The sequence below is a fragment of the Xanthomonas sp. 4461 genome (assembly GCF_024806475.1).
Lineage (GTDB): Bacteria > Pseudomonadota > Gammaproteobacteria > Xanthomonadales > Xanthomonadaceae > Xanthomonas > Xanthomonas arboricola_F.
This window is the reverse complement of sequence record NZ_JANTYV010000007.1, coordinates 146,067-170,405: the sequence shown is the minus strand read 5'-3', so window position 1 is coordinate 170,405 and position 24,339 is coordinate 146,067. Positions and strand designations below refer to the sequence as shown.

General features: G+C 66.9%; 22 protein-coding genes. 14 read left to right on the top strand and 8 right to left on the bottom strand.

Translation table 11 applies throughout. The annotated features are described in order from the left end of the window. Positions 1–180 precede the first annotated feature (180 nt). Both FHY19_RS21075 and FHY19_RS21070 read right to left on the bottom strand, forming a co-directional pair. Positions 181–1,272 (bottom strand): NAD(P) transhydrogenase subunit alpha, encoded by a 1,092-nt coding sequence (locus FHY19_RS21075; RefSeq protein WP_259168359.1) that lies wholly within the window; start codon positions 1,270–1,272, stop codon positions 181–183. Positions 1,273–1,428: 156 nt separating this feature from the next. Next, on the bottom strand, positions 1,429–2,028 hold the full coding sequence (locus tag FHY19_RS21070) for a TetR/AcrR family transcriptional regulator (RefSeq protein WP_259154172.1): 600 nt from the start codon (positions 2,026–2,028) through the stop codon (positions 1,429–1,431). A 120-nt stretch (positions 2,029–2,148) separates the two neighbouring features. Here FHY19_RS21070 and FHY19_RS21065 point away from each other — a divergent pair, with 120 nt between their 5' ends. Further along, complete coding sequence (locus tag FHY19_RS21065) at positions 2,149–3,012, top strand: alpha/beta hydrolase (protein ID WP_259168357.1); 864 nt, start codon at positions 2,149–2,151, stop codon at positions 3,010–3,012. 183 nt (positions 3,013–3,195) lie between these two features. Here the strand turns inward: FHY19_RS21065 and FHY19_RS21060 are convergent, their stop codons facing one another. After that, entirely contained in the window at positions 3,196–5,553 is a 2,358-nt protein-coding gene (locus FHY19_RS21060; RefSeq protein ID WP_259168355.1) for a DUF1631 domain-containing protein, read from the bottom strand. A 222-nt stretch (positions 5,554–5,775) separates the two neighbouring features. Then, on the bottom strand, positions 5,776–8,010 hold the full coding sequence (locus tag FHY19_RS21055) for a DUF1631 domain-containing protein (RefSeq protein ID WP_259168352.1): 2,235 nt from the start codon (positions 8,008–8,010) through the stop codon (positions 5,776–5,778). 133 nt (positions 8,011–8,143) lie between these two features. Here FHY19_RS21055 and FHY19_RS21050 point away from each other — a divergent pair, with 133 nt between their 5' ends. The 4 genes from FHY19_RS21050 to FHY19_RS21035 are packed head-to-tail and all read left to right on the top strand — an operon-like array spanning position 8,144 to position 11,028. After that, positions 8,144–8,719, top strand: coding sequence for a nitroreductase (locus tag FHY19_RS21050; protein ID WP_259154177.1), 576 nt, complete (start codon positions 8,144–8,146; stop codon positions 8,717–8,719). Beyond that, on the top strand, positions 8,716–9,696 hold the full coding sequence (locus FHY19_RS21045; RefSeq protein WP_259168349.1) for a 5'-3' exonuclease H3TH domain-containing protein: 981 nt from the start codon (positions 8,716–8,718) through the stop codon (positions 9,694–9,696). Before FHY19_RS21050 ends, FHY19_RS21045 begins: the two co-directional genes overlap by 4 nt. Before the next feature lie 2 nt (positions 9,697–9,698). Next, positions 9,699–10,250 (top strand): NUDIX hydrolase, encoded by a 552-nt coding sequence (locus tag FHY19_RS21040; protein WP_065466011.1) that lies wholly within the window; start codon positions 9,699–9,701, stop codon positions 10,248–10,250. Then, positions 10,231–11,028 (top strand): N-formylglutamate amidohydrolase, encoded by a 798-nt coding sequence (locus tag FHY19_RS21035; RefSeq protein WP_259168346.1) that lies wholly within the window; start codon positions 10,231–10,233, stop codon positions 11,026–11,028. The genes FHY19_RS21040 and FHY19_RS21035 overlap by 20 nt, the downstream gene beginning before the upstream one ends. A 127-nt stretch (positions 11,029–11,155) precedes the next feature. Here FHY19_RS21035 and pip read toward each other — a convergent pair whose 3' ends face one another. Beyond that, complete coding sequence (gene pip, locus FHY19_RS21030; RefSeq protein WP_259168344.1) at positions 11,156–12,097, bottom strand: prolyl aminopeptidase; 942 nt, start codon at positions 12,095–12,097, stop codon at positions 11,156–11,158. A gap of 135 nt (positions 12,098–12,232) precedes the next feature. Further along, positions 12,233–13,087: a peptide chain release factor N(5)-glutamine methyltransferase gene (prmC, locus tag FHY19_RS21025; RefSeq protein WP_259168342.1), complete on the bottom strand. Its 855-nt coding sequence runs from the start codon at positions 13,085–13,087 to the stop codon at positions 12,233–12,235. Between the two features lie 202 nt (positions 13,088–13,289). Here prmC and ahpC point away from each other — a divergent pair, with 202 nt between their 5' ends. The 6 genes from ahpC (at position 13,290) to FHY19_RS20995 (ending at position 19,533) form a co-directional block, all read left to right on the top strand. Continuing rightward, on the top strand, positions 13,290–13,853 hold the full coding sequence (gene ahpC / locus FHY19_RS21020; protein ID WP_003488826.1) for an alkyl hydroperoxide reductase subunit C: 564 nt from the start codon (positions 13,290–13,292) through the stop codon (positions 13,851–13,853). A 189-nt stretch (positions 13,854–14,042) separates the two neighbouring features. Beyond that, on the top strand, positions 14,043–15,635 hold the full coding sequence (gene ahpF / locus FHY19_RS21015; RefSeq protein WP_259168329.1) for an alkyl hydroperoxide reductase subunit F: 1,593 nt from the start codon (positions 14,043–14,045) through the stop codon (positions 15,633–15,635). A 90-nt stretch (positions 15,636–15,725) separates the two neighbouring features. After that, complete coding sequence (locus FHY19_RS21010) at positions 15,726–16,667, top strand: LysR substrate-binding domain-containing protein (RefSeq protein ID WP_259168328.1); 942 nt, start codon at positions 15,726–15,728, stop codon at positions 16,665–16,667. Positions 16,668–17,083: 416 nt separating this feature from the next. Continuing rightward, positions 17,084–17,524: a nucleoside diphosphate kinase regulator gene (rnk, locus tag FHY19_RS21005; protein ID WP_055851460.1), complete on the top strand. Its 441-nt coding sequence runs from the start codon at positions 17,084–17,086 to the stop codon at positions 17,522–17,524. A gap of 53 nt (positions 17,525–17,577) precedes the next feature. Then, positions 17,578–18,546, top strand: coding sequence for a transaldolase (gene tal / locus FHY19_RS21000; RefSeq protein ID WP_259168327.1), 969 nt, complete (start codon positions 17,578–17,580; stop codon positions 18,544–18,546). A gap of 417 nt (positions 18,547–18,963) precedes the next feature. Continuing rightward, complete coding sequence (locus FHY19_RS20995) at positions 18,964–19,533, top strand: type 1 glutamine amidotransferase family protein (RefSeq protein ID WP_259168326.1); 570 nt, start codon at positions 18,964–18,966, stop codon at positions 19,531–19,533. Positions 19,534–19,873: 340 nt separating this feature from the next. Here FHY19_RS20995 and msrA read toward each other — a convergent pair whose 3' ends face one another. Both msrA and FHY19_RS20985 read right to left on the bottom strand, forming a co-directional pair. After that, a complete protein-coding gene (msrA, locus tag FHY19_RS20990) occupies positions 19,874–20,524 on the bottom strand; it encodes a peptide-methionine (S)-S-oxide reductase MsrA (RefSeq protein ID WP_259154214.1) in 651 nt (216 codons plus the stop codon). A 96-nt stretch (positions 20,525–20,620) separates the two neighbouring features. Then, positions 20,621–21,136 carry an SgcJ/EcaC family oxidoreductase gene (locus tag FHY19_RS20985; protein ID WP_259154217.1) on the bottom strand — a complete coding sequence of 172 codons (516 nt, stop codon included), beginning with the start codon at positions 21,134–21,136 and terminating at the stop codon, positions 20,621–20,623. 125 nt (positions 21,137–21,261) lie between these two features. Here FHY19_RS20985 and FHY19_RS20980 point away from each other — a divergent pair, with 125 nt between their 5' ends. Genes FHY19_RS20980 through FHY19_RS20970 form a run of 3 tightly spaced genes read left to right on the top strand, consistent with a single transcriptional unit; the run spans position 21,262 to position 24,337 of the window. Further along, positions 21,262–21,969 (top strand): response regulator transcription factor, encoded by a 708-nt coding sequence (locus FHY19_RS20980; protein ID WP_259154223.1) that lies wholly within the window; start codon positions 21,262–21,264, stop codon positions 21,967–21,969. Continuing rightward, complete coding sequence (locus tag FHY19_RS20975; RefSeq protein WP_259168322.1) at positions 21,966–23,876, top strand: ATP-binding protein; 1,911 nt, start codon at positions 21,966–21,968, stop codon at positions 23,874–23,876. The genes FHY19_RS20980 and FHY19_RS20975 overlap by 4 nt, the downstream gene beginning before the upstream one ends. Then, positions 23,873–24,337, top strand: a complete 465-nt coding sequence (locus FHY19_RS20970; RefSeq protein ID WP_259168321.1) for a response regulator — start codon at positions 23,873–23,875, stop codon at positions 24,335–24,337. The genes FHY19_RS20975 and FHY19_RS20970 overlap by 4 nt, the downstream gene beginning before the upstream one ends. Positions 24,338–24,339: the final 2 nt, after the last annotated feature.

The window sequence follows — 24,339 nt, the reverse complement described above, 5'->3', positions numbered from 1 at the left end:
CCGCCGCGGCGAGCGCGACACGCCAGCGCATGGGTGCACCCCGGTCGCAGGCGGACAGGCGCGCGGCCATCGTAGGAGCGCGCTGGCGCGCGATGAAGCCTTACCGACAAAGCTCCATCGCGCGCCAGCGCGCTCCTACCAGCAAACGCCAGCGATCGAGGCGCGTGGGGATCGGCCCGGCTATGTAGTCGATGGCGCCGACCAGCGCGTCCTGGCCAGCAGTTCGTCGTCCCAGTCGAACGACAGTGCGCCTTCCTTGATCAACAACGCCGCGAACGCGTAGACGTTGCGCGCAAACATCTCGCTGGCATGCACCGCGCCCTGGCTTGCCAGATTGAGCGGCCCGGCGATCACCACGCCATCGAGCTCAAGGGTTTCGCCCGGACGCGTGGCCGCGCAGTTGCCGCCGGTTTCCGCGGCCAGGTCCACCAGCACGCTGCCGGCGCGCATGCCCTGCACCATTTCAGTGGTCACGATCTTTGGCGCAGGCCGCCCCGGCACGGCCGCGGTGCAGACCACCACATCCACGCCCTTGAGATGCTCGGCCAGGCGGCGCTGCTGCTCGGCGCGTTCGTCGTCGGTGAGTTGGCGTGCATAGCCGCCTTCGCCGGCAGCGCTCACGCCCAGATCCAGAAAGCGCGCGCCCAGGGACGCGATCTGTTCGCGGGTTTCCGGGCGCACGTCGAAGCCTTCCACCTGCGCACCCAGCCGTTTGGCCGTGGCGATCGCCTGCAGGCCGGCCACGCCCGCGCCGATTACCAGGACCTTGCTGGGGCGCATGGTGCCGGCGGCTGTGGTGAGCATCGGGAAGAACCGCGGCGCCAGTTGCGCGGCGATCAGCACTGCCTTGTAGCCGGCCATGCCGGCCTGCGAACTCAGCACGTCCATCGCCTGCGCGCGTGTGGTGCGCGGCAGGCGCTCCAGCGGAAACGCAACCAGCTCGCGCGTGGCAAATGCCTGCGCACGCGCCGGGTCGGCATCGGGGGCGAGCATGCCGATCACGACCGCCTGCGGCTTGCAGTGCAGCAGCACCTCGGTCGGCGGCGCCTGCACGCACAGCACGACGTCGGCCTGGGTCAGCGTCTGCGTGTCGGCAAGCTGCGCACCGGCCGCGATATATGCCGCATCGTCCATGCTGCTGGCGTGGCCGGCAGCCGGCTCGATCCACACGCTGGCGCCGAGCGCGACCAGCTTCTTGACCGTTTCCGGCGTTGCTGCCACCCGGCGTTCGCCTGCCGCCCGTTCTTTCAGCACCAGCACCTGCACAGCCATGGGTTGCTCCGGTCGCGCGCTTCAGTCGCCGCGATGCTAGCAGAGCGCACCGGCCGCGCCGGCGGTGATGCACCGGTGTGCAATTGGAAGGCAGATCGCCAGCGCGTGGACTGTGCGATCGCCTGGCGGCAGCGTGCCTGGTGCCCTGCAACTGCGTTACGGCTCCAGCAACCCCTTCAACAGGGGCGCCATCACGGTTTCCGGCGCGAAGGCGCGCAATCGCTCGTGCCTGCCGTCGATCACCAACGAAGCATACCCGTGCACCGCGCTCCAGCTCAACAGGGTGCGTTGCTCCAGCACCGCCGGATCCGGGTCGCTGCCATGGCGAGCGATCCACTGGGCGCGCACCGTGTCGCGCAGGTAGGCCATCGCCGCCTCGCTGATCTGCACCAGCCGTGGCAGGCCGCTGGCACGCACGTCCAGTCCCAGCATCAAGCGGAACTGCTGCGGATAGTCGACAGCAAAGCGGATATAGCCCAGCCCGCAGCCCAGCAGCGGGTCGTTCACTTCCTGCTGGGTGGCGCGGATGCGATCGAGCATGCGCGCGTAGCCATCGGCCGCCAACTCCGCCAGCAGCCCATCCAGCGAGCCGAAGTGATGCGCCGGTGCGGCGTGCGACACGCCCGCGCGCCGCGCGCACTCGCGCAGGGTGAGTCCACGCAGGCCGGATTCACCCAGCAACTCCCACCCGGCACGCCGCAGCGCGGCCGGCAGGTCGCCGTGGTGATACGCAGCCGGGGCGTCTGGTCGTGGCATGGCGGTTCGCTTATCGGGCCCCCAGTGCAGCAGATAATCTTGACGCTGACAAGATTCAGGCACCAGACTCTGCACGCATCTTGTCATCGACAAGATGGCTCACTCCCCCAAGGAACGCCCATGAGCTCATCACTTACCAAGCTGCGCGCGAGGTTGCTGCGCAGCCTGATGGCCGGCGCCAGCCGCCTGGCTCCTGGTCCGACCGGCCGCTACCTGGCACGCCGCTTCGTGACCCCGGGCCCGGCCGGACGTCGACAGGCTGCCGCTATCGCAGCCACGCTGGACGATGTGCAACGCCAGACGCTGCGCATCGAAGGTTTCGACATCGCGGTGTACCAGTGGGGCGACCCCGCCCGGCAGCCGTACGTACTGCTGTCGCATGGCTGGGCCAGCTACGGCCTGCGCTTTGCCGCCTGGGTTCCGCAGCTGCGGGCGCTCGGGTATGCGGTGCTGGCCTTCGACCAGGCTGCACACGGCTTGAGCAGCGGGCAGATCAGCAATCTGCCGCATTTCGTGAAGATCCTGCGCGAGATGGGCAGCCGCTTCGGGCGCCCCGCCGTCTTTATCGGTCACTCGCTGGGCGCCGCCGCCGCGGTGTTTGCCGATGATCCGGCCTGGCGCCCAGCGCGCTATGTATTGATCGCCCCGCTGGTGGAGCCTGCAGGCAGCGCAAGGCGCCAGTTCCAGGCGGCCGGCCTTGCGCCTGCGACCTTTGTGCCGTTCGAGGACTGGCTGATCGAGCTGACCGGCACCTGTTTTGCCGACTTCGACGCGTCCTCGCATCTGCCGCAGTTCGATCGCCCGGCGCTGGTCATCCACGACCGCCGCGATCGCGAAACGCCCTGGGAAGAAGGCGCACGCTTTGCCGCACTCTGGCCGGGCGCGCAGCTGTTCAGTACCGAAGGGCTGGGGCATAACCGCATGGTCGATCACCCCTCGGTGATCACGCGCGCATTGGAGTTTGTCGGGCCGGCAGCGCCGTAGGCACACACCGCCAGGGCATCCGGGTTGACCTGGCCGCAGGCCTTAGATGCGATCCGCATCGGTGGACTGCGCTGGCCGACGCGGTGCCGCACGCACGCACGCCAATCGCGAGCAGGCACGTGGGTGATGTGAGTTCTGCAGTCGTTCCACCGGCCTGCCGGCCAAGGCAACGCCAGCGTGCCTTCAGTGCACCGTGCCGTTGGTGTGCAGCGGATCCAGCCGATCGATCACGCCCTGCATCGCACTGTCGAACGCGCCGTCGTTGATGTGTTCGCGCAGGCGGCCCAGCCGCACCATCACGGCCAGCTCTTCGGGCGAGGCGACACAGAAACGCACACCGCGGCGGTTGACGAACAACAGCCGCTGCGAGATCGGGCTTACCCACGATAGCTTGCCGGCCTGGACCTTGCCGTCCTTGTCGACAAAATCCAGCCAGGTACCGATGTCCATCGCACGGAAACGTTCGGCGTCGGCACTGTCGATGCTCTGCGCCACCGCTTCGGCACCCAGCACCACGCTGACGCTTTCGGCGGCCGGCGGCGGCAGGTTGACCTGCGGCAGTTCCGGCAGGGCCTTTTCCAGCTCCGGGCGCGCCTCGGCAATGGCCTGCAAGGTGTCGTGCAATGCGGTGATCGCCACCACCACCGCGTCGCCATGCAGGCCCACGCTGGCAAATACGCGATGCAATGCCGGTTGCCAGACCTGCAGCCATGGCTTGCCGATGATGTGGCGGCGCGCTTCACCCAGTTCTTCCAGCACGCCATCGGCCAATGCCAATGCCTCCAGCGTGCCGGGGCCTTCGTCGCCGTCGCGCAGGATGGCCATGGTCAGATGATGCAGCCACGGCTGGCGCAGGAAGTCTTCCACCGCCTTGGGCAACGGCGCACCGGCCAGCACCCGCTGCTCCAGCTCCGTCAGCGCGCGGCTGCGCGCGAGCTCGAGCTTTTCCTGGCCGCGCTGGGTTTCGGTGGCGCGGCGCTCGGCAATTTCCACACGGCGACGGTGCTGCGACAGGAAATCGCGGAACTCTTCTTCCAGGGTCAGGAAGATCGCAAGGTTCTCGTTGAATTCGGCCACCAGGCGGTCGACGATTTCCTCGACCTTGCCCATCAGCACGCGCTCGGCGGCACTGTCGCCGTTGTTGCCCTCGCAGGCCTCGGCCAGCGAATTGAGCAGACGCCGCGCCGGGTGGGTCTTCTGCACGAACATCTTGCGGTCCAGCAGCGCCACCTTGACGAATGGCACCACCAGCCGGCCAATCATCTCGCGCGAGCGGTTCTCCAGGTCGCGCTCGTCCAGCATCACGTCGAACAGCATGCCGACCAGGTCGATCGCATCCTCGTCCATCGGGTCCAGCTTTGCGGTAGCCGGGTCCACGCCAAGACGCGTGGCGCTGTTGAGCACTTCGTTCTTCAGACGCTGCGCAAGCGATTCGTTGTCGTCGCCGATGGCCGCCTGCAGCGTCGCGCTGGGGGTGGCCTGCAGCAGCGACAACACCGACATCATTTCGCGCTGACTCAGCGGGCGTTGCTGGCCCACCGCCACCGACGCGGCCGACGCCGTGCTGTCGCGCACGCTACGGGTCTGCTGCAACAGCTCATGCAGCGCATCCAGCAGCATGCCCTGGCTGCCGCCCGGATGATCGGCGTCGCCGTCCATGCCGCCGGCGCCAGACCCATCGGCATGGCCGCGTTGCGCGGCGGCCTGCATGCGGCCACGGCTATGCGCCCAACGGTCCAGGAAGCGATTGGCCCAGGCCGGCGCGTATTGATCGTTCTGATCGTCGCCGTCCATGTCGGCGTTGCCGCCCTGCGCTTGGGCCTGCGCATGCTCTTCGGGTGTCTGCCCGCGTGGCTGCATGCGCGGTGGCGGGCGCTTGGGCTGCGAAATCTCCGGCATCACGCCGGCCTTGGCCAGGGTTTCATCCAGGCGCGCGTACAACTTGCCGATCGGCTCGGCCAGGTCGCGTTCGCACAGCTTGATCAGCACCAGCCGCACTTCCGGCGCCAGGTCGCAGGTGGCGAACGCTTCGTGGATCGCCACGCCCAGATGTTCCGGACCGATCGGGTTGGTGTCGGCCACCAACTCCAGGCCACCGGCAACCCAGCCCAGGCGGCGGTCGACGCGCGCCAGCACCTGCTTGAAGTCGCGCAGCAGCACGGTGGCAAGGTTGCGCACCGCCAATCGCGATTCGAGCACGTGCTCGGGCACCAGGCTGAGCGGGCCGGTGCCCATGTCGCCGGCCAGCACCACTTCGGCCGATAGCGGCGTGCCCAGCAGTAGCGCCTGCCAGCCGTCTTCCAGCTGTTGGCGGAATTGCGTTGTCACGTCTTCGCGCTTGCGGCGTAACTCGCGCATGCCATCGAGAAAAAGCAGCTGTGACGCGCCAGCGGATTCGGCGCGATCGAACAGCACATCATCGAAATGCGCCACTGCAGCTGCAAACACCTGCACGAGCGCGGGCACGAACACGTCGTGCGCCTGTTCGAGCAAGCGTTGGTCACGGCCCGGGTGTCCCGACGGACTGGGCTGAAAAGTCATGCGCAAAGGCTCCCCGCCTCTGCAGGCGTGAAAATATTCAAACGAGGAAAAACAGACGCGGCCCCAAATTCCGCCTTCGCATGGTAGGCGTTTCGCTCGTTCGTTAAGTGTGACGCATCTCTCACTTTACTCGTGACCGCCCAGGGTTTGCGTGTCAAGCCGACATCCTAGCTCGCAACGCTACGGTGGAGCCTGTCGTGGCTCCTTGTACGCCTGCGGGGGTTAAGGCTTCAGGTTGGCAGTCGCATCCAGCCCGTCGACCACGCCCTGCATTGCGCTGTAGAAGGCGTCCTCTTCGCGGTGCAGACGCAGCCGGTCCAGCCAGACCATCATGGCCAGCTCTTCGGGCGAGGACACGCACAGCCGCCCGCCACGGCGATTGACGAACATCAGCCGCCCGGAAATCGGGCTGATCCACGATAGCTTGCCGGGCTGGACGCGGCCTTCGCGGTCGACGAAATCCAGGCTGGTGCCGATCGCCAGGGCGCGGAAGAAATCGGCAGTGATGCGGTCGAATTCCACCTGCGCCCCGGCATCGAGCATCGGCGTCAGCGGCTCTGCCATCGGGTCGGCCGGGCTGGGCGCAAGGCTCAACGCGCTCAGGGTGGGCGCGAGTCGTTCCGCATCGGCGACAGCCGGCGTGGGTGCCAGCGCGCGCAGCAATTCCAGCAAGGCCTGCTCGGCCTCGCGCGCCCCAAGGCCGGCCAGCGCAAACGCCTGCAGCAGCGCCGTCCGCTGCTGCGCGTCCAGCCCGGTGTCGCTGCGTGCAGGCGTCAACTGCGCCAGCACGGCATCGCCCACTGCAATGGCAGCGTCCAGGGCCGGGCCGGCGCCATCGGTGCGCAGCGCGGCCTGTTGCACGCTCGGATGCCAGACGCGGCTGAGGAAGTGCTCCACCACCGGCGGAAGCGGTCCGCGCGCCAGGCGCTCGGCCAGCGCCTGGGCGGCAATGCCGCGCGCGCGTTCGCGGCGTTCTTCGGCACGTTGCAGCTCATTGGCGCGGCGCTCGGCAATGTCCACGCGTCGCCGGTATTGCTCGTAACTGGCGCCGAACTCGGCTTCCAGCGCCAGAAAGACCGCTGGATGCTCATCGAAGTCGCGCACCACAGTGGCAACGGCAGACTCCACCTGCGCCAGCAAAGCCTGTTCGGCGGCGGTTTCGCAGCCGTTGCCATCGCAGGCATCCACCAGCAGATTGAGCAGGCGGCGCGCCGGATGCCCATCGCGCACGAACAGATGGCCGTCGAGCATCGCCATCTTGGCCATCGGCACCAGCAGCTGCCCCAGCAGGCGACGTTGCGCCGCAGAGAGCTGGCTCTGCACCAGGATCGCGTCGAACAGCAGCGCGATCAGATCCAGCGCGTCGGCATCGTTGGGGTCCAGGCAGGTGGTGGCCGGGTCGACGCCAAGCGAGGCAGCCGCGCGCATGAGGTGCTGACGCAGCGCAGACGGCAAGCCCCGCTCGCCGTCGTCGATGCTGTCGAACCCGGCGCCGGGCATGGTCTGCAGCAGCGACAACGCCGAGACCACCTCGCGTGGCGACAGCCGCCGCAGCGCGGCCGACTCCGACCGGCCAGCCTCGGGCTCGCGCAGGCGGCGCGCCTGTTGCAGGCGCTGGTGCAATGCTGCCGGCAGCACTTCGCGGCCACTGCGCAGATGCACGTCGATCACCGCCACGCCGACCAGCGCCCCCTGCCCGCCGGACCAGTCGGCAAAGAAGCGGGCGATCCAGTCCGGCGTGTCGGCGCTGTCTTCGCCGCCGGCCTGGCCCTGCCGCGGGATGCCGCCGCGGCGCAGCCGCGCCTGCGGCAGCTCGCGCAGACGGGCCACTTGCGCCAGGGCCTGCTCCAGCTCCGCATAACGCTGGCCCACGCGCGGCATCAGCTGCTGCTCGCACACCTTGATCACCGCCAGATGCACCTTCGCCGCCAGCGTCACGCCCTGGAAGGCCTCGTATAGCGCCACGCCCAGGTGCTCGGGACCGAACGGGTTGCTGTCGCCATCGATGCGCAGCCCGCCGGCGATGAAGCCGAGATAGCGATTGAGCCGCATCAGCTCCGGCCGCCACTGATGCTGCAGGGCGCCGGCCAGATTGCGCACCGCCAGCCGGACTTCCAGATCCTGTTCGGGCAACAGGCTCAGCCCCGCCGCGCCGCGCGCCAGGGTGCGCTCGGCCGAGAGCGGGCGCGCGGACTCCAGGCCCTGCCAGGCCTTGGCCAGATGCCCGCGAAAGCGCGCGGTGATCGGCTCGCGCTGCTGCCGCAAGGCCTGGATGGCTTCCATGAAATCGTTCTGCGCCGCACCGGCATCGGCCGCCAGCCGGAACAGCGCCTCGGCCAGCGCATCCTGCACATCGATGAATGCATCGGCCAGCGGCAGCAACACGATCTCGCGCACCTGATCGAGCAGTTGCGGGTTGCGACTGGGTAGCGGCTCGGCGGAAACGAACTGGGTCATCGGACAACGCTGAAAGAGCGGGCAGGAAGGGGCGATGCCATGACTGCAGACATCCCGGGGCCGGCCATCATGCGGCCGGCGTTGGGAAGGGCCCGTCTATAATTGGCGCATTCGTTGCCCAGAACCGCAAATTATGCACGCACCCTATTCGCTCCAGGCGCTGGACGCACGTCGGTCGGTCCCTTCCAAACAACTGGGTGAGCCCGGCCCGGATGAAGACACCTTGCTGCGCATGTTGACATCGGCGGTGCGCGTGCCCGATCACGGCAAGCTGGTGCCGTTCCGTTTCCTGCGCATCAGCGGCGACGCGCGGCATGCCTTGGGCGACTTTCTGGCCGAACGCACCCAGGCCGCCGATCCGCTGGCACCACCGGCGGTGGTCGAGAAAGACCGTAACCGCTTCAGCGATGCACCGCTGGTGATCGTGGTCGTCGCCACGCTACGCCCGGAGCACAAGGTGCCCGAGCAGGAGCAACTGCTCACCGCCGGTTGCGTGTGTTTTGCATTACTGCAGGCCGCGCAGGCGCATGGCTTCGGCGCGCAGTGGCTGACTGCCTGGATGGCCTACGACCCGGCCGTGACCGGCTATCTGGGCCTGGGCGAAAACGAGCGCATCGCCGGCTTCATCCATGTCGGCACGCCGCGCATGCAGGTGCCCGAGCGCGAGCGTCCGGACCCGCGCACCTTGCTGCGCGACTGGACCCCGTGAGCACGCTGCCGGGTGCCATTGCCGCGGCGCTGCCGGGCGGCCCGCGCCCGGAGCCGTTGTACCTGATCGATGCCAGCCTGTACGTGTTCCGTGCCTGGCACTCGATTCCGGACGAATTTCAGGACGCGCAAGGCTGGCCGACCAATGCGGTGCACGGCTTTGCGCGTTTTCTGCTGGACCTGCTGGAACGCGAGCGCCCGCAGCACATCACCATCGCCTTCGACGAAGCACTGGACAGCTGTTTTCGGCACGCGATCTACCCCGCTTACAAGGGCAACCGCGAGCCGGCACCGGATGCACTGCGACGCCAGTTCGCGCACTGCAAGGCGCTGTGCGCAGCCCTGGGCCTGAGCGTGCTGGCCCACCGCGAGTACGAGGCCGACGACCTGATCGGCAGCGCCTTGCACAGCGTGCGCGCGCACGGCCTGCGCGGGGTGATCGTGTCGGCCGACAAGGATCTGTCGCAACTGTTGTTCGAACACGACGAGCAATGGGACTACGCGCGCAACCTGCGCTGGGGCATGGACGGGGTCAAGGCGCGCCATGGCGTGCATGCGCACCAGATCGCCGACTACCTGGCGTTGTGCGGCGATGCGATCGACAACATTCCCGGCATCACCGGCATCGGTGCCAAATCGGCGGCCGTACTGCTGGCGCATTTCGGCAGCCTGGATGCGCTGCTGGAACGCATCGACGAGATTCCGTTCCTGCGCTTGCGCGGCGCTGCGCAAATGGCCGTACGGCTGCGCGAACAACGCGATCATGCGTTGCTGTGGCGCCAGCTCACCACCATTGCACTGGATGCACCGCTGGGCTTGACCGACGCCGGTTTCACGCGCGCGCAGGCCGATGCGGACATGCTGATCGGCTTGTGCGACAGCCTGCGCTTCGGGCCGCTCACGCGCCGCCGCCTGCTGGCCGTGTGCGACGGCGCCGCGCTGCCCCCACCTCCCGCTTCCCTGTCTCAAGGCGCCTGACCATGAACCGACACGACACCCCGCCCACCGTGGTCTACGAAGGCAAGTACCAGCGCATGGTCGTGCGCGGCACCTGGGAGTACTCCGAACGCGTGCATGCCGGCGGCCTGGCCGCGATCATCGTGGCGGTGACCCCGGACGATGCGATGTTGTTCGTTGAACAGTTCCGCGTGCCGCTGCAGGCGCGCACCATCGAAATGCCGGCCGGCCTGGTCGGCGATGTGCATGCCGACGAGTCGATCGAGCTGTCGGCGATCCGCGAACTGGAAGAAGAGACCGGCTGGACCGCCGCGCACGCCGAAGTGCTGATGATCGGCCCCACCTCGGCCGGCGCCAGCAGCGAGAAGATCGCCTTCGTGCGCGCCACCGGGCTGCGCAAGGTCGGCGCCGGCGGCGGCGATGCCAGCGAGGACATCACCGTGCACGAAATCCCGCGCGCGCAGGTCGGCGCCTGGCTGGTGCAGAAGATGGCCGAGGGCTATCAGATGGACCCCAAGTTGTGGGCCGGGCTGTACCTGGTCGATCACGCCCTGGATGGCACGCCGCGTGGTTGATGCCGCCGTGGACCCATTGCTTGGCCCAGAAGACCCGCCGGCGTTCACCGTGCACAACGCGCGGGCGGCGTCGCCGTGGCTGTTGATCGCCGACCACGCCGGCCAGCGCGTGCCGGCGCGACTGGACAACCTGGGCCTGCCGCAGTTCGAGCTGGACCGCCATATCGGCTGGGATATCGGCATTGCGCAGGTCACCCGTCTGCTGGCCGAGGCGCTGGATGCCATCGCCTTCGCCCAGACCTATTCGCGCCTGGTGATCGACTGCAACCGGCCCGATGGCGCGGCCAGCCGGATGCCGGAGGTCAGCGACGGCACGTCGATTCCCGGCAACCTGGCGTTGACCGCCGCCGATCGCCAGCAACGTATCGATGCGATCTTCGCGCCATACCACGCGCGCATCGCGGCCGAACTGGATGCACGCGCGCAGCGCGCGCAACCGACGCTGCTGGTGTCGATGCACAGCTTCACCCCGGTGATGGCCGGCAACGCGCGTCCCTGGCATGCCGGCGTGCTGTACCACCGCGACACGCGGCTGGCGCATCGTTTGCTGGATGCCTTGCGTGCGGAGCCGGACCTGGTGGTGGGAGACAATCAACCATATGCGGTCAGCGATGCCAGCGACTACGCCATCCCGGTCCATGGCGAAGGCCGCGGCCTGCTGCATGTGGAACTGGAAATCCGCCAGGACCTGATCGGCGACGCCGCCGGTCAACAGGCATGGGCAGATCGATTGGCGCGCATCCTGCCGCCGCTGGCGGATGCGCTGCTGCCGCGCTAAAAAACCGGCAAGCAGGGTAGGAGCGCGCTTGCGCGCGATCGGGCTTTACCGGTAGCGCCCCATCGCGCGCAAGCGCGCTCCTACGGGTCATGCGAGGGCATGACCCGTCTGCGTCCGACATGGTCGTTCAGGCAAACCCGTCGGTCGCGCGTACCAAGGCATCGACATTTTCCGGCTCGAACGCCGAGTGCCCCGAGGCCGGGCTGATCTGCAACTGTGACTTCGGCCAGGCCTTGTGCAGATCCCAGGCGCTTTGCAGCGGGCAGACCACATCGTAACGGCCGTGCACGATCACCCCGGGGATATCGGCAATGCGGTGCGCGTCGCGCAGCAACTGGCCTTCCACCTCGAAGAAGCCCTTGTTGACGAAGTAGTGGTTCTCGATGCGTGCGAACGCCAACGCAAAGTGCGCGTCCTCATGCCCGGTGACGAAGTCTTCGTCGACGTGCAAAAAGCTGGTGGCGCCTTCCCACACGCTCCAGGCCTTGGCGGCGGCCAGCCGCGTGGCTTCGTCGTCGCTGGTCAGGCGGCGATGGAACGCAGCGATCAGATCGCCATGTTCGTCGGCCGGGATGGCGCTGATGTAGTGCTCCCATGCGTCCGGGAACAGCCGGCTGGCGCCTTCCTGATAGAACCATTCCAGCTCGAAACGACGCAGCAGGAAGATGCCGCGCAGCACCAGCTCGGTGACCTGCTGCGGGTGGGTCTGCGCATACGCAAGCGCCAGCGTCGAGCCCCAGCTGCCGCCGAACACCTGCCAGCGCTCGATGCCCAGGTGCGTGCGCAGGCGCTCGATGTCGGCGACCAGATCCCAGGTGGTGTTGTCGGTGAGATCGGCATGCGGGGTGGACCGGCCCGAGCCGCGCTGGTCGAACAGCACGATGCGGTACTTGGCCGGGTCGTGGAAGCGCCGCATCTTGGCGTTGCAGCCGCCGCCGGGGCCGCCGTGCAGCATCACCACCGGTTTGCCCTGCGGGTTGCCGCACTGTTCGAAGTACAGCGTGTGGCGGTCGTCGACCTTCAGGCTGCCCTGCTCGTAGGGCGTGATCTCGGGATAGAGCGTGCGCATGCGTCGGTCCTGGGCGAAAACCCGCATTGTAGCGATCGACGATGGAGCCAACGGCCGTGTCTTCCCGCAGCGGTGAGTGCCCGGGCACGCCGGCACGCAGTGACTGCACCGTCAGCGACACTGCAGCAGACAACCTTATTGCGTCGCGCCCGCCTCCCAGCATCCCAGCGTCACCCGATCGCGCTGTTCCAGATCCTGATGCGTGGCCACGTGCGTAAACCCGCGCGCGCGCAGCAGCTCGGCCACGGCCGCACCCTGATCCCAGCCATGCTCGAGCAGCAGCCAGCCGCCTGCGCGCAGATGCGCGGGCGCATCGGCCACGATCGAACGGATGTCGTCCAGCCCATCGCTGCCGGAGGCCAGCGCGCTGGCCGGCTCATAGCGCAGATCGCCCTGCGCAAGATGCGGGTCGCCGGCCGCGATGTAGGGCGGATTGCTGGCGATCAGATCAAAGCGCTCGCCGGCCAGCGGCGCGAACCAGCTGCCGTGGCGGCAGTGCACGTTCGATAGACGGTGACTGTCGGCGTTGCGCTGGGCGATGGCGAGCGCGGCCGCACTGGCGTCGGTGGCGATCACCTGCGCCTGCGGCCGCTCGCTGGCGATCGCCAGGGCGATCGCGCCGCTGCCCGTTCCCAGATCGGCCACGCGGCGGCCGGGCGTGTGCTCCAGCCGCTCCAGCGCCAGCTCGACCAGCGCTTCGGTATCGGCACGTGGAATCAGCGTGGCGGTGGAGACAGCCAGGTCCAGGGTCCAGAACCCTCGCGAACCGGTCAGGTAGGCCACCGGCTCGCCCGCCTGCCGCCGCTGCACCAAGGCTTCGAAGGCCTGCGCCATGGTCGGCGGCACCGGGTCACGGCCGTGCGCGAACAGCCAGGCGCGGTCGCGGCTCAGCGCGTGCAACAGCAGCGGTTCGGCGTCTCGACGGTCGATCCGCAGCGCGGCCTGCCGTAGCAGCTGTTCGGCAGGGATGCCTGCAGGATCGTCGCTCATACGGATCATTCACTCATGCGAAACATCGGCCGACCATTATCGGAGATGGGACGGCCCACCCGCAGCGCCAGATGCCGTCTGCAAAATCGATAGCCAAAAACTATCTATCCAATTCCATCAATCGATTTGAGAAATCTATCGATCCTGCCTACCATGGCGGCTGTTCCATCCCCCGCCCCCCTTCATCGCACGAGGAAACTCAATGTCTCTCATCAACACTCAGGTCCAGCCGTTCAAGGCGAATGCGTACCACAACGGCAATTTCATCGAAGTCACCGAGGCCAGCCTGAAGGGCAAGTGGTCGGTGCTGATCTTCATGCCGGCTGCATTCACCTTCAACTGCCCGACCGAAGTGGAAGACGCCGCCGACAACTATGCCGCGTTTCAGAAGGCAGGCGCCGAGGTCTACATCGTCACCACCGATACGCACTTCTCGCACAAGGTGTGGCATGAAACCTCGCCGGCCGTGGGCAAGGCGCAGTTCCCGCTGATCGGCGACCCGACCCACAAGCTGACCCGCGCCTTCGGCGTGCACATTGAAGAAGAAGGCCTGGCCCTGCGCGGCACCTTCATCATCAATCCGGAAGGCGTGATCAAGACCCTGGAAATCCACGACAACTCGATCGCCCGCGACGTCACCGAGACGCTGCGCAAGCTGACCGCGGCCCAGTTCGTCGCCAACAACCCTGGCCAGGTCTGCCCGGCCAAGTGGAAGGAAGGCGCCAAGACCCTGGCTCCGTCGCTGGACCTGGTCGGCAAGATCTAAGTCGCTGCGCATCCCTGGCCCGGTTCATCGGGCCGGGGGTGAACCGGAGCCGGTGCCGGGCTGCACGCCAGCCATCGCCAGCACGCATCCCGACATGCGCCGGCTGCGGTTCACCTCCTTCCTCCCCCGGCGACCTGCGCTTGCGCAGCGACGCCACGCTCTCCCCTTGCCCATTTCCAGGAGTTTTCCATGTTGGATGCCAATCTCAAGACCCAGCTGACCGCCTACCTGGAACGGGTTACGCGGCCGATCCAGATCAATGCCTCGATCGACGACAGCGCCGGCTCGCGCGAAATGCTCGACCTGCTCGAGGACCTGGTGTTGCTCTCGGACAAGATCAGCCTGGACATCCACCGCGACGACAACCAGCGCAAGCCCTCGTTTGCGCTGACCACGCCGGGCCAGGACATCTCGCTGCGCTTTGCCGGCCTGCCGATGGGCCACGAGTTCACCTCGCTGGTGCTGGCGCTTTTGCAGGTGGGCGGGCACCCGTCCAAGGCTGCCGCCGAGCTGATCGAGCAGGTCCAGCACCTGGATGGCGACTACCAGTTCGAAACCTATTTCTCGCTGTCGTGCCAGAACTGCCCGGACGTGGTGCAGGCGCTGAACCTGGCCGCCGTGCTCAACCCGCGCATCAAGCACGTGGCCATCGACGGTGCGTGGTTCCAGGACGAGGTCGAAACCCGCCAGATCATGTCGGTGCCCACCGTGTACTTGAACGGCGAGCTGTTCGACCAGGGCCGCATGACGCTGGAGCAGATCGTCGCCAAGCTCGACACCAACGCAGCCAAGCGCGACGCCGCCAGGATCGCCGCCAAGGACGCCTTCGATGTGCTGGTGGTCGGCGGCGGCCCGGCTGGCTCGGCAGCAGCGGTGTATGCCGCGCGCAAGGGCATCCGCACCGGCGTGGCCGCCGAGCGTTTCGGTGGCCAGGTGCTGGACACCATGTCGATCGAAAACTTCATCTCGGTACCGGAAACCGAGGGCCCGAAGATGGCCGCCGCGCTCGAGCAGCATGTGCGCCAGTACGACGTGGACATCATGAACCTGCAGCGCGCCGAGCAGCTGATCCCGGCCGGTGCCGATGGCCTGATCGAGATCAAGCTGGCCAATGGCGCCTCGCTCAGGAGCAAGACCGTGATCCTGTCCACCGGCGCCCGCTGGCGGCAGATGAACGTGCCGGGCGAAGACCAGTACAAGAACAAGGGCGTGGCCTATTGCCCGCATTGCGATGGCCCGCTGTTCAAGGGCAAGCGCGTGGCGGTGATCGGCGGCGGCAATTCCGGTGTTGAGGCCGCGATCGATCTGGCCGGTATCGTGGCGCATGTCACGCTGGTGGAATTCGACGACAAGCTGCGCGCCGATGAAGTGCTGCAGCGCAAGCTGCGCAGCCTGCACAACGTGCGCATCATCACCAGCTCACAGACCACCGAAGTGCTCGGCGACGGGCAGAAGGTCACCGGCCTGGTCTACAAGGACCGCACCGGCGGCGATATCCAGCACGTGGATCTGGAAGGCGTGTTCGTGCAGATCGGCCTGCTGCCCAACACCGAGTTCCTGCGCGGCACGGTGGAGCTGTCGCCGCGTGGCGAGATCATCATCGACGACCGTGGCCAGACCAGCGTGCCGGGGGTGTTTGCGGCAGGCGACGCCACCACGGTGCCGTACAAGCAGATCGTGATCGCGATGGGCGAAGGCTCCAAGGCCGCCCTGAGCGCATTCGATCACCTGATCCGCTCCAGCGCACCGGTCAGCGCCGAAAACGTTGCGCAAGCCGCATAAGCGCAACCGCAGCCATCGCCCGGCCATGCCGGGCGCTAAGCTGCATCGCACGTCAGTCGTTAACCGTCACCGCCTTGAGGGCTGCTGCACATGAATCTGCGTGACCTGAAATATCTGGTAGCCCTGGCTGACCACAAGCATTTCGGCCGCGCCGCGACGGCGTGTTTTGTCAGTCAGCCGACACTGTCCACCCAGATTAAGAAACTCGAGGACGAGCTGGGTGTGCCGCTGGTGGAGCGCGCCCCGCGCAAGGTGATGCTGACCCCGGCCGGCCGCGAAGCGGCGATGCGTGCGCGCGGCATCGTGGCCGAGGTGGAACAGATGAAGGAAGCCGCACGGCGCAGCCAGGACCCGGAAGCAGGCACGGTGCGGCTGGGCATCTTCCCCACCCTGGCGCCGTATCTGTTGCCGCATGTGGTGCCGCGCATCCGCGAGCGTTTCCCGCGCCTGGAGTTGCTGTTGATCGAGGAAAAAAGCGACCGGCTGATGCACCAGTTGCGCGAGGGACGCCTGGATGCGGCGCTGCTGGCGCTGCCGTTGCAGGACGACCAGTTGCATGCCGAGTTCCTGTTCGAGGAGCCCTTCGTGCTGGCGGTGCCGGAAGGCCATCCGTTGGCGCGCCACGACAGCATGACGCTGGACGATCTGTCCGAACAGCGCCTGTTGCTGCTGGAAGACGGCCACTGCCTGCGCGAACAGGCGCTGGATGTCTGCCATCTGGCAGGAGCGTTGGAGAAGTCGGAATTCCAGGCCACCAGCCTGGAAACCCTGCGTCAGATGGTGGCTGCCAATGTCGGCGTCACCCTGCTGCCGCTGCTGGCAGTCAAGCCGCCGGTTGCCCGCTCGGAAAACATCCGCCTGATCCGCTTCCGCGAAGACAAACAACCCAGCCGCCGCATTGCCATGGCCTGGCGTCGCAGCTCGGCGATGACCGCCTTCCTAGAGCAGCTGTCGCAGTTGTTCAAGGAACTGCCGGACAGCCTGTTCACGCTGGAGCAGCCTGTGACGGGTCCCAAGGCGGTTGCGGCTTAGGGATTCGGGAATCGGGAATCGGGAATCGGGAATCGGGAATCGGGAATCGTCAAAGCGTTTCACGGCTGTGGTCGCTTTTGGCGACCTTCGTAGACGACACACAACGGCGGCGCGGAAGCGGCGCCTTTTGTTCTTCTTGCACCGCTGTTTTTCCAACGCTGCAGATTCATGCGTGCGGCTGCTTCCATCTGGCGGCTTAGATGCGCAGGCGTTGCTCCTGCCGTCTGCGCCCTGGGCCTCTGTCGCAGCGCTCGCTTGATCGACGCGCTAATCCCGGCGCCCTGAAAGACGCCTCGACCTTCGCAAGTCAGTCGCAGTGTTGCGCCGGGCAGGATGTATTGGGATCGGCCGACGGTGCCCTCATCTTGTCGATGCCGCTTGCCGTGTTGGCGAGCCGTATTCGTCAGGAGAGTGCCATGACTTCGCAACATCACAGCGGCTTGCCGCCATCGATCCTTGTCTCCAGCCACGACCTCGCACGTCTTGAGGCCTTGCTCGATTCCCCCGCGTTCAACAAACATCCCGCCGCCACTGCGCTGAGCGACGAACTGGGCCGCGCACGCGTGCTGCCGCCCGACCAGATTCCCGGCGATGTCGTCACCATGCACTCGCGCATCGAATGCGAAGACCAGCTGCACGGCGAACGGCATACGCTCACCCTCGTGTACCCGCATGAGGCCGATGTCCAGCACAGCCGCATCTCGGTGCTGGCGCCGGTCGGCAGTGCGCTGCTTGGCCTGTCGGTCGGCCAGAGCATCGACTGGCGCACGCCCGACGGGCGTGACCTGCGCCTGCGCGTGACGGCCGTGCACGATCAACCCGCTGCCGCGGGCGACTTCCAGCGCGCGGCGCGCTAACGTAGCGCACTGCGTCCTATCCACGACCCGTTCCACGATTCGAGAGAACCCGCATGACTGCATCCCCCTCCAAGCTTGCCCAACTGCGCGACCTGTCCGTGGTCGTTGCCGACACCGGCGATTACGACGCCATCAAGCGACTGAAGCCGGTCGACTGCACCACCAATCCCACCCTGGTCAAAAAGGCGCTGGACCTGCCGGTCTATGCCGATCTGATCGAGCGCGAACTGGCCTGGGGCCGTGAGCACGGTGGCGAAGACCGCACCGCCACCGTCAACGAGGTCGCCGACCGCCTGACCATCGGCGTGGGCGTCAAGCTGGCCGAACTGGTGCCGGGCCGCGTCTCCACCGAAGTGGACGCCGACCTGGCGCACGACACCCAGGCCACCATCGCCAAGGCGCGCAAGTTCATCGCGATGTACGCCGAGCGTGGCGTGTCCAAAGACAAGATCCTGATCAAGATTGCCGCGACATGGGAAGGCATCGAAGCTGCCCGTCAGCTGCAGCGCGAAGGCATCGACTGCAACCTCACGCTGATCTTCAATCGCTCCCAGGCGCTGGCCTGCGCAGAAGCCGGCGTGTTCCTGATTTCCCCGTTCGTCGGCCGCATCCTGGATTACTACGTCGCCCAGGGCCAGACCCCGGACAGCATCGACGAAGATCCGGGCGTGGTGTTCGTGCGCACCGTCTATAACGAATTCAAGCGGCGCGGCTCGTCCACCGTGGTGATGGGCGCCTCGTTCCGCTCCACCGCGCAGATCGAAGCGCTGGCCGGCTGCGACCGCCTGACCATCTCGCCGGACCTGCTGGAAAAGCTGGATGCCGAACACGGGCAGTTGCCGCGCAAGCTCTCGCCGGCGGCTGCCGACAACGCGCAGATCACCCCGATCAACAGCGACAGCTTCGCCACCGACCTGGCCGCCGACCCGATGGCCACCGAAAAGCTGGCCGGCGGCATCGATACCTTTGCCAAGGACCTGCAAGCCCTGCGCAAGACCATCGCCGACAAGCTCGCCGGCTGATCGTCCTGACGTAAAAGCACGACCACCAGCGCCCGCAGCCGATGCTGCGGGCGTTGTCGTGTTCGGGAGTGCAGCGAGGATCGCAGCACAGCGTTTTTTCATCCTGCTCGCACACCACCGCCCGCGCGTCCGAGGCCCGCTTGCAGGTCGATACGGCTGATCGGCGCGCTTCCCCGGCGCCGGCACACGCTGTCTGTTGAGGTAACGCAGGTAACGCGACGGATCCGATCCACACTGCGTGCCTCGCATATGGCGGCCACCGTCTGCTATCCCGCCTATCTCGCAGGCAGCCTCCGTTCGGCTGGCCGATGAACCCGGTCGCGCTGCCGCCCGCTCCCTGCGCATCTCCACACCTTGCTTACAATCGCCGCACGCGCACTGCCTAGAATCCGGATACCTCAACTGGCGTAACGGACAATGGCAAACATTGCAGTGGTGATGGTCGACGGCGTGGCCGATTGGGAAATCGGCGTGGTGCTGCCAGCGGCGCGCGAATGGTTTGGCGACCAGGTGGCCATTGCCAGCATCGATGGCCAGTCCGTGCAGTCCATCGGCGGTCTGCGCATCACCCCGGAATTTGCGCTCTCGGATCTGGCGCCGCTGGATGCCGACCTATGGATCCTGCCCGGCAGCGAGCGCTGGCAGGCGGGCGAGATTCCGGGCTTGAGCGGGCTATTGGTGGAGCGCGTGCAGCACCAGCGCCCGGTCGCGGCGATCTGCGGCGCCACCATCGCGCTGGCCTATGCCGGCCTGCTCGACAACCGTGCCCATACCAGCAACGCGCTGGCGTTTTTGCAGGAACACGTGGTGCCGTATGCCGGTGCCGCGCAGTATCGCCACGAAAAAGTCGTCACCGCCGACAGCGTGATTACTGCGCCAGGCACCAGCCCGGTCGGCTTTGCGCTGGCCTGCATGCGCTTGCTGCATCCCGAACGTACCGACATGCTTACGCAGCTGCGCGGCATGTTTGCCGGCGAATTTGTCTGATCCAACGGATGCAGGCACACCTGGCGCATTTGCTGCGCTGACCGGATGCAGTGATTCGCCGCACCGATTCATTGCACCGGTTGGCTGTCGTGATTGGCTGTCGTGATTGACCGCAATGATGCGCTGCGCCGGTGCGTTGCTCAGCCACACGCGGCGGCGGCGCGTCTGGCGCACGCCGCAAAAAAAGATGGCCACGTCGTCTCCGACGTAGCCATTCAAGTTGCCTGGCATGCACTCCCATGCGCTGCCTGATCGTGATAACGCTGCCGGTCACTATTGGCCATCGGCGCGCTGCCACGATCACGTGGTTGGCAGCGTTTCAATCCGGCCCGCCTTTCCGTCAGGCATCCAGCCCGATCGGGCAGCTCACTCCCGTGCCGCCAAGCCCGCAATAGCCATTGGGGTGCTTGGCGAGATACTGCTGGTGATCGTCTTCGGCGTAGTAGAACGTCGGCGCCGGGAAACGGATCTCCGTGGTGATTGCGCCATACCCTGCAGCATCCAGCTGCTGCTGATAGGCGTCGCGGCTGGCGAGTGCCGCGTCGTATTGCGCCTGCGTCGTGCAGTAGATGGCCGAGCGGTACTGCGTGCCGACATCGTTGCCCTGCTGCATGCCCTGGGTGGGGTCGTGGCTTTCCCAGAACGTGCGCAACAACTGTGCGAACGACACCGACGCTTCGTCGTACACCACCAACACCGCTTCGGTATGGCCGGTCTGTCCCGAACACACTTCGGAGTAGGTCGCATTGGGTGTCTCACCGCCGGCATAACCCACCGCGGTGGTGTACACCCCCGGCACGTTCCAGAACTTGCGTTCCGCGCCCCAGAAGCAACCAAGCCCGAATTGCACCTGGGCCAGGCCGGTAAATTCCCCGCGCAACGGGTGACCGTTGATCAGGTGCGTGTTATGCAACGGCAGCGCTTGCTCGCGGCCAGGCAGTGCCTCGCCCGGACGTGGCATACGTTGTTTGAAGGCGCCGATTCCCAGCATGGTGCAACTCCGCAATCGTGAAGATTGCCTGCTGGATGGCGCCGGCCGCGGCAGCTTTCAAGCCTGCCCGGCCGGCACCCGTCGCCGATGCGGCGCTTACTTGGTCTTGGCGACCGCCGCGCGCGTGTCCACTTCCGGCATCGCCGAGCTGTGGTGGTTGATGATCAGCCACTTGCCGTCGCGCTTTTCGTAGACGAAGGTGTAGCGCGCCTGCACATCGCTCTTCTTGCCGTCCTTGTCGGTCAGCGTGAAGGTGTACACACCGGCATCCACCGCGCTGTCGTCATCGAGCACGCGCACGGTGCGGTAATTGACCACGCCCTGGGGCTTTTTGGTCAGGAACATCTCGAAGTACTTTTCGATCTGCTGGCGCGAGGCGCGTACTTCGTTGGACACGGTCGGCAGCAGCACGCCATCGGGCGCATACAGATCGGCCACCTTGTGCGGGTTGCCCGTGGCCAGCGCAGCGTTCCAGGTGTCGAACAGCGCAGCGACTTCACGCTCTTCGCCGCCAGCCGGCAGCGTGGCCTTGTCGGCGTAGTGCATGACGCCGCCGGCCAGCGCCGGGGTGGCAGCCAGAGCCAGAACCAAAGAGGACAGAGTGCGACGCATGGGAAATCTCCGTTGGGTTGTGGTGGGGTGCCTCAGCGGGCGAGCTCAGTATCGAAATCGAGCGACCCCAACAATTCTGCCGAGTGGCATATACTCAAATATGCTGATCGGCCTAGAGCGAATCCATGGAAACCCCTACCAATGCTGGCGATTGGCGTCTGAGCTTGCGGCGCGAGGCTTCCGATAGCGCGCGCTGGCAGGCGTTATGGGAGGCGGCCGTGGCCCTGCGTCAGGCGCACACGCCCGAGCACGCCTGCGATGCGGTGCTTGGCCGCGTGCTGTTGTTGCTGGGCCTGGAACACGGCGCCGTGCTGGCGCAGCGCGGGCCGCGCGCGCAGGTACTGGCCAGCCGCGGACGCGCACTGCCGCCCGGTGCCAGTGCAGCCGGCGACGGCCACGAAGCGGCGTGGCTGATGCCGCCGCGCCCCAGCGACATGCGCGAAGCCAAGGTGCCGATCCATGCGATGGGCACGACCCACGGCATGCTCTGCGTGGCCTGGCACGACAACCGCCCCGCGCCCGGCAACGACGACGTGCAGGCGCTGCAGGCCTTTGCGCTGTTGTTGCCGGCGATGGTGGCCGAACCGGCCAAGCCGATCGCCACGCGTCGGCGCAAACCGATACAGGACGACCGCCTCAGCGCGCTGAGCAAGCGCGAAAAACAGGTGCTGTCGCTGCTGCCGCGCGGGCTCACCAATGCCACCCTGGCAGCTGAACTGGGGATTTCTCCCGGCACCGTGAAAGTGCATGTGGAGCGAATCCTGCAGAAACTTGAGGTAAAAGATCGCACCCAGGCCGCGGTGTACGCGGTCCAAGCCGGACTCGCGCTATGAATGCATTGGCAGTGCGTTGGAACGATTGGCCGATCACCCGCAAGAGTCTGGCGGTGGTGACCCTGCCGCTGCTGTTGCTGGCGGTGGCGCTGATGGCGATCTACAGCGTGGAGCGGCAGAACATCGCCGCCGAAAACGACGTGCGCCAGACGCTGGAAGTGTTGAGCGACCTGTACGAAGCGCATGCGTTATTGGCCGAAACCGCGGCCGGCGTGCGCGGCTACCGGCTGGTGCGCCGCGACGAATTCCTCACCCCGTACCGCGATGCCGAACCGCGGCTGCAACGCGTGGCCGAGCGCCTGTCGCAACGCATCACCGACCCGGGGCAGGCGCAGCGGTTTGCGCGCATCAAGCCGTTGTTTGCGGAAAAAATGCAGGGTTGGCGCCGCTTGCTGGCCCCGGATCTGAGTCGCGAGGAAGAGATCCGCCAGCTCTGGGACGGCAAGTACAAGCTCGACATCCTGCGTGCCGAGCTGCGCGAACTGCGCAATTACGAAACCGCGCAATTGCAGGTGCGCACCGCCAAGGCGCAGGGCTTGCGTCAGCGCAATCTCATCATCACCCTGAGTGCGGCCATGCTCGGCGGCCTGGGCGCGGTGTTCGCGGTAGCGTGGTTCGCCTCGGCCTTGTCCGGGCGGCTGCGCACCCTGGCGGCCAACGCCGACCGATTGGGCGAAGGCCTGCCGCTGGCACCGCAGCCGCGTGCCGGCGATGAATTGGGCCAGGTCGGCCAGCGCCTGGCGCAGGCCAGCGAGCTGCTGGCCGCACGTGCGGCCGAAGCGCAGCTGGCACGGCGCGAGGCGGAAACCGCCAACCGCGCAAAAACCGAATTCCTCTCGCGCAGCAGCCATGAACTGCGCACACCGCTCAATGCGATCCTGGGCTATGCGCAGGTACTGGAAATGGACCTGCCCGAGCCCGGTCCCCGCCGCCATCTGCAGCACATCCTGGGCGCCGGCCGGCACCTGCTGGGGCTGATCACCGAGCTGCTGGACATCGCGCGGATCGAGGCCGATCAACTGGATCTGAGCCCGGAACCCATCGCGGTGCGCGCAGCCGTGCACGAGGCGCTGGGCCTGATCGCGCCAGATGCCGACAGGTACGGCATTGCGCTGCAACCGGCCGCCATCGAAGGGCCATGGACGGTCCGCGCCGACGCGCAGCGGTTGCGTCAGGTGCTGCTGAATCTGCTGTCGAACGCTGTCAAGTTCAATCGCCCCGGAGGCCAGGTGCAGGTCACCGCACAGGCAGATGGCGAACAGGTGCGTATCACCGTGGCCGACCAGGGCACGGGCCTGACGCCGGCGCAGATCGAGCGCCTGTTCACACCGTTCGAGCGACTGGGCGCCGAGCGGTCGGCCGTGGAGGGTACCGGTCTGGGCCTGGCGTTGAGCAAGCGCCTGATCGAGGCGATGGGTGGGCAGATCGGCGTGGACAGCAGCCGCGATGGCGCACGCTTCTGGATCGCACTGCCGCAGGGCGAGCCGCAGCGCAGCGAGCCGGCGCGCACCCTGCTGCCCCCCAGCACCAGCGGCAGCGGGGTGTGCCAGCTGCTGAGCATCGAAGACAACCCGTCCAACCAGGCGCTGATCCGCACCCTCACCGAGCGTCGCCCGCAGTGGCATTTGCTCGAAGCCGCCAGCCTGGCGCAGGCACGCGAGCTGCTGCAGCAGGGCGTTCCGGATCTGATCCTGCTGGACCTGCACCTGAGCGATGGCAACGGCGAAGAACTGCTGCGCGAGCTGCAGGCGCAGCCGGCCACGGCACAGGTGCCGGTGGTGGTGATCAGCGCCGATGCCACCACCGCCACCCTGGCGCGCGTCGGCAATCAAGGCGTGCGTGCATATCTGACCAAACCGCTCGATGTAGCGGAATTCTTCACCGTGATCGACGGGCTGCTGGCATGACACGCGACGAAATCCTCGGCTCCCGCATTCTCATCGTCGACGACGAGCCGGCCAATGTCCGGCTGCTCGAAGACCTGCTGCAGCGCGAAGGCTTCCAGCAGGTCATCGCCACCACCGACCCGCTACGGGTGATGGGGCTGGTGTCGGCGTTCGCGCCCGACCTGATCCTGCTGGACCTGAAGATGCCCGAGCTGGACGGCTATGCGCTGCTGGAACAGCTGGCGCGGCTGTCCGACCCGGGGCATTTCCTGCCGGTGATCGTGCTCACCGCCGACCCCAGCCGCAGCGCGCGTCACCGCGCATTGGGCCTGGGCGCCAAGGACTTCCTGACCAAGCCACTGGACACCTTCGAGGTCGCGCTGCGGGTGTGGAACGTGGCCGAAACCACGGTGCTGTTCAAACGCCTGCGCGCACTGGCCGCGCCGGAGGCCGCGCCGCCAGGATGGCGTCGGCCGGAATGATG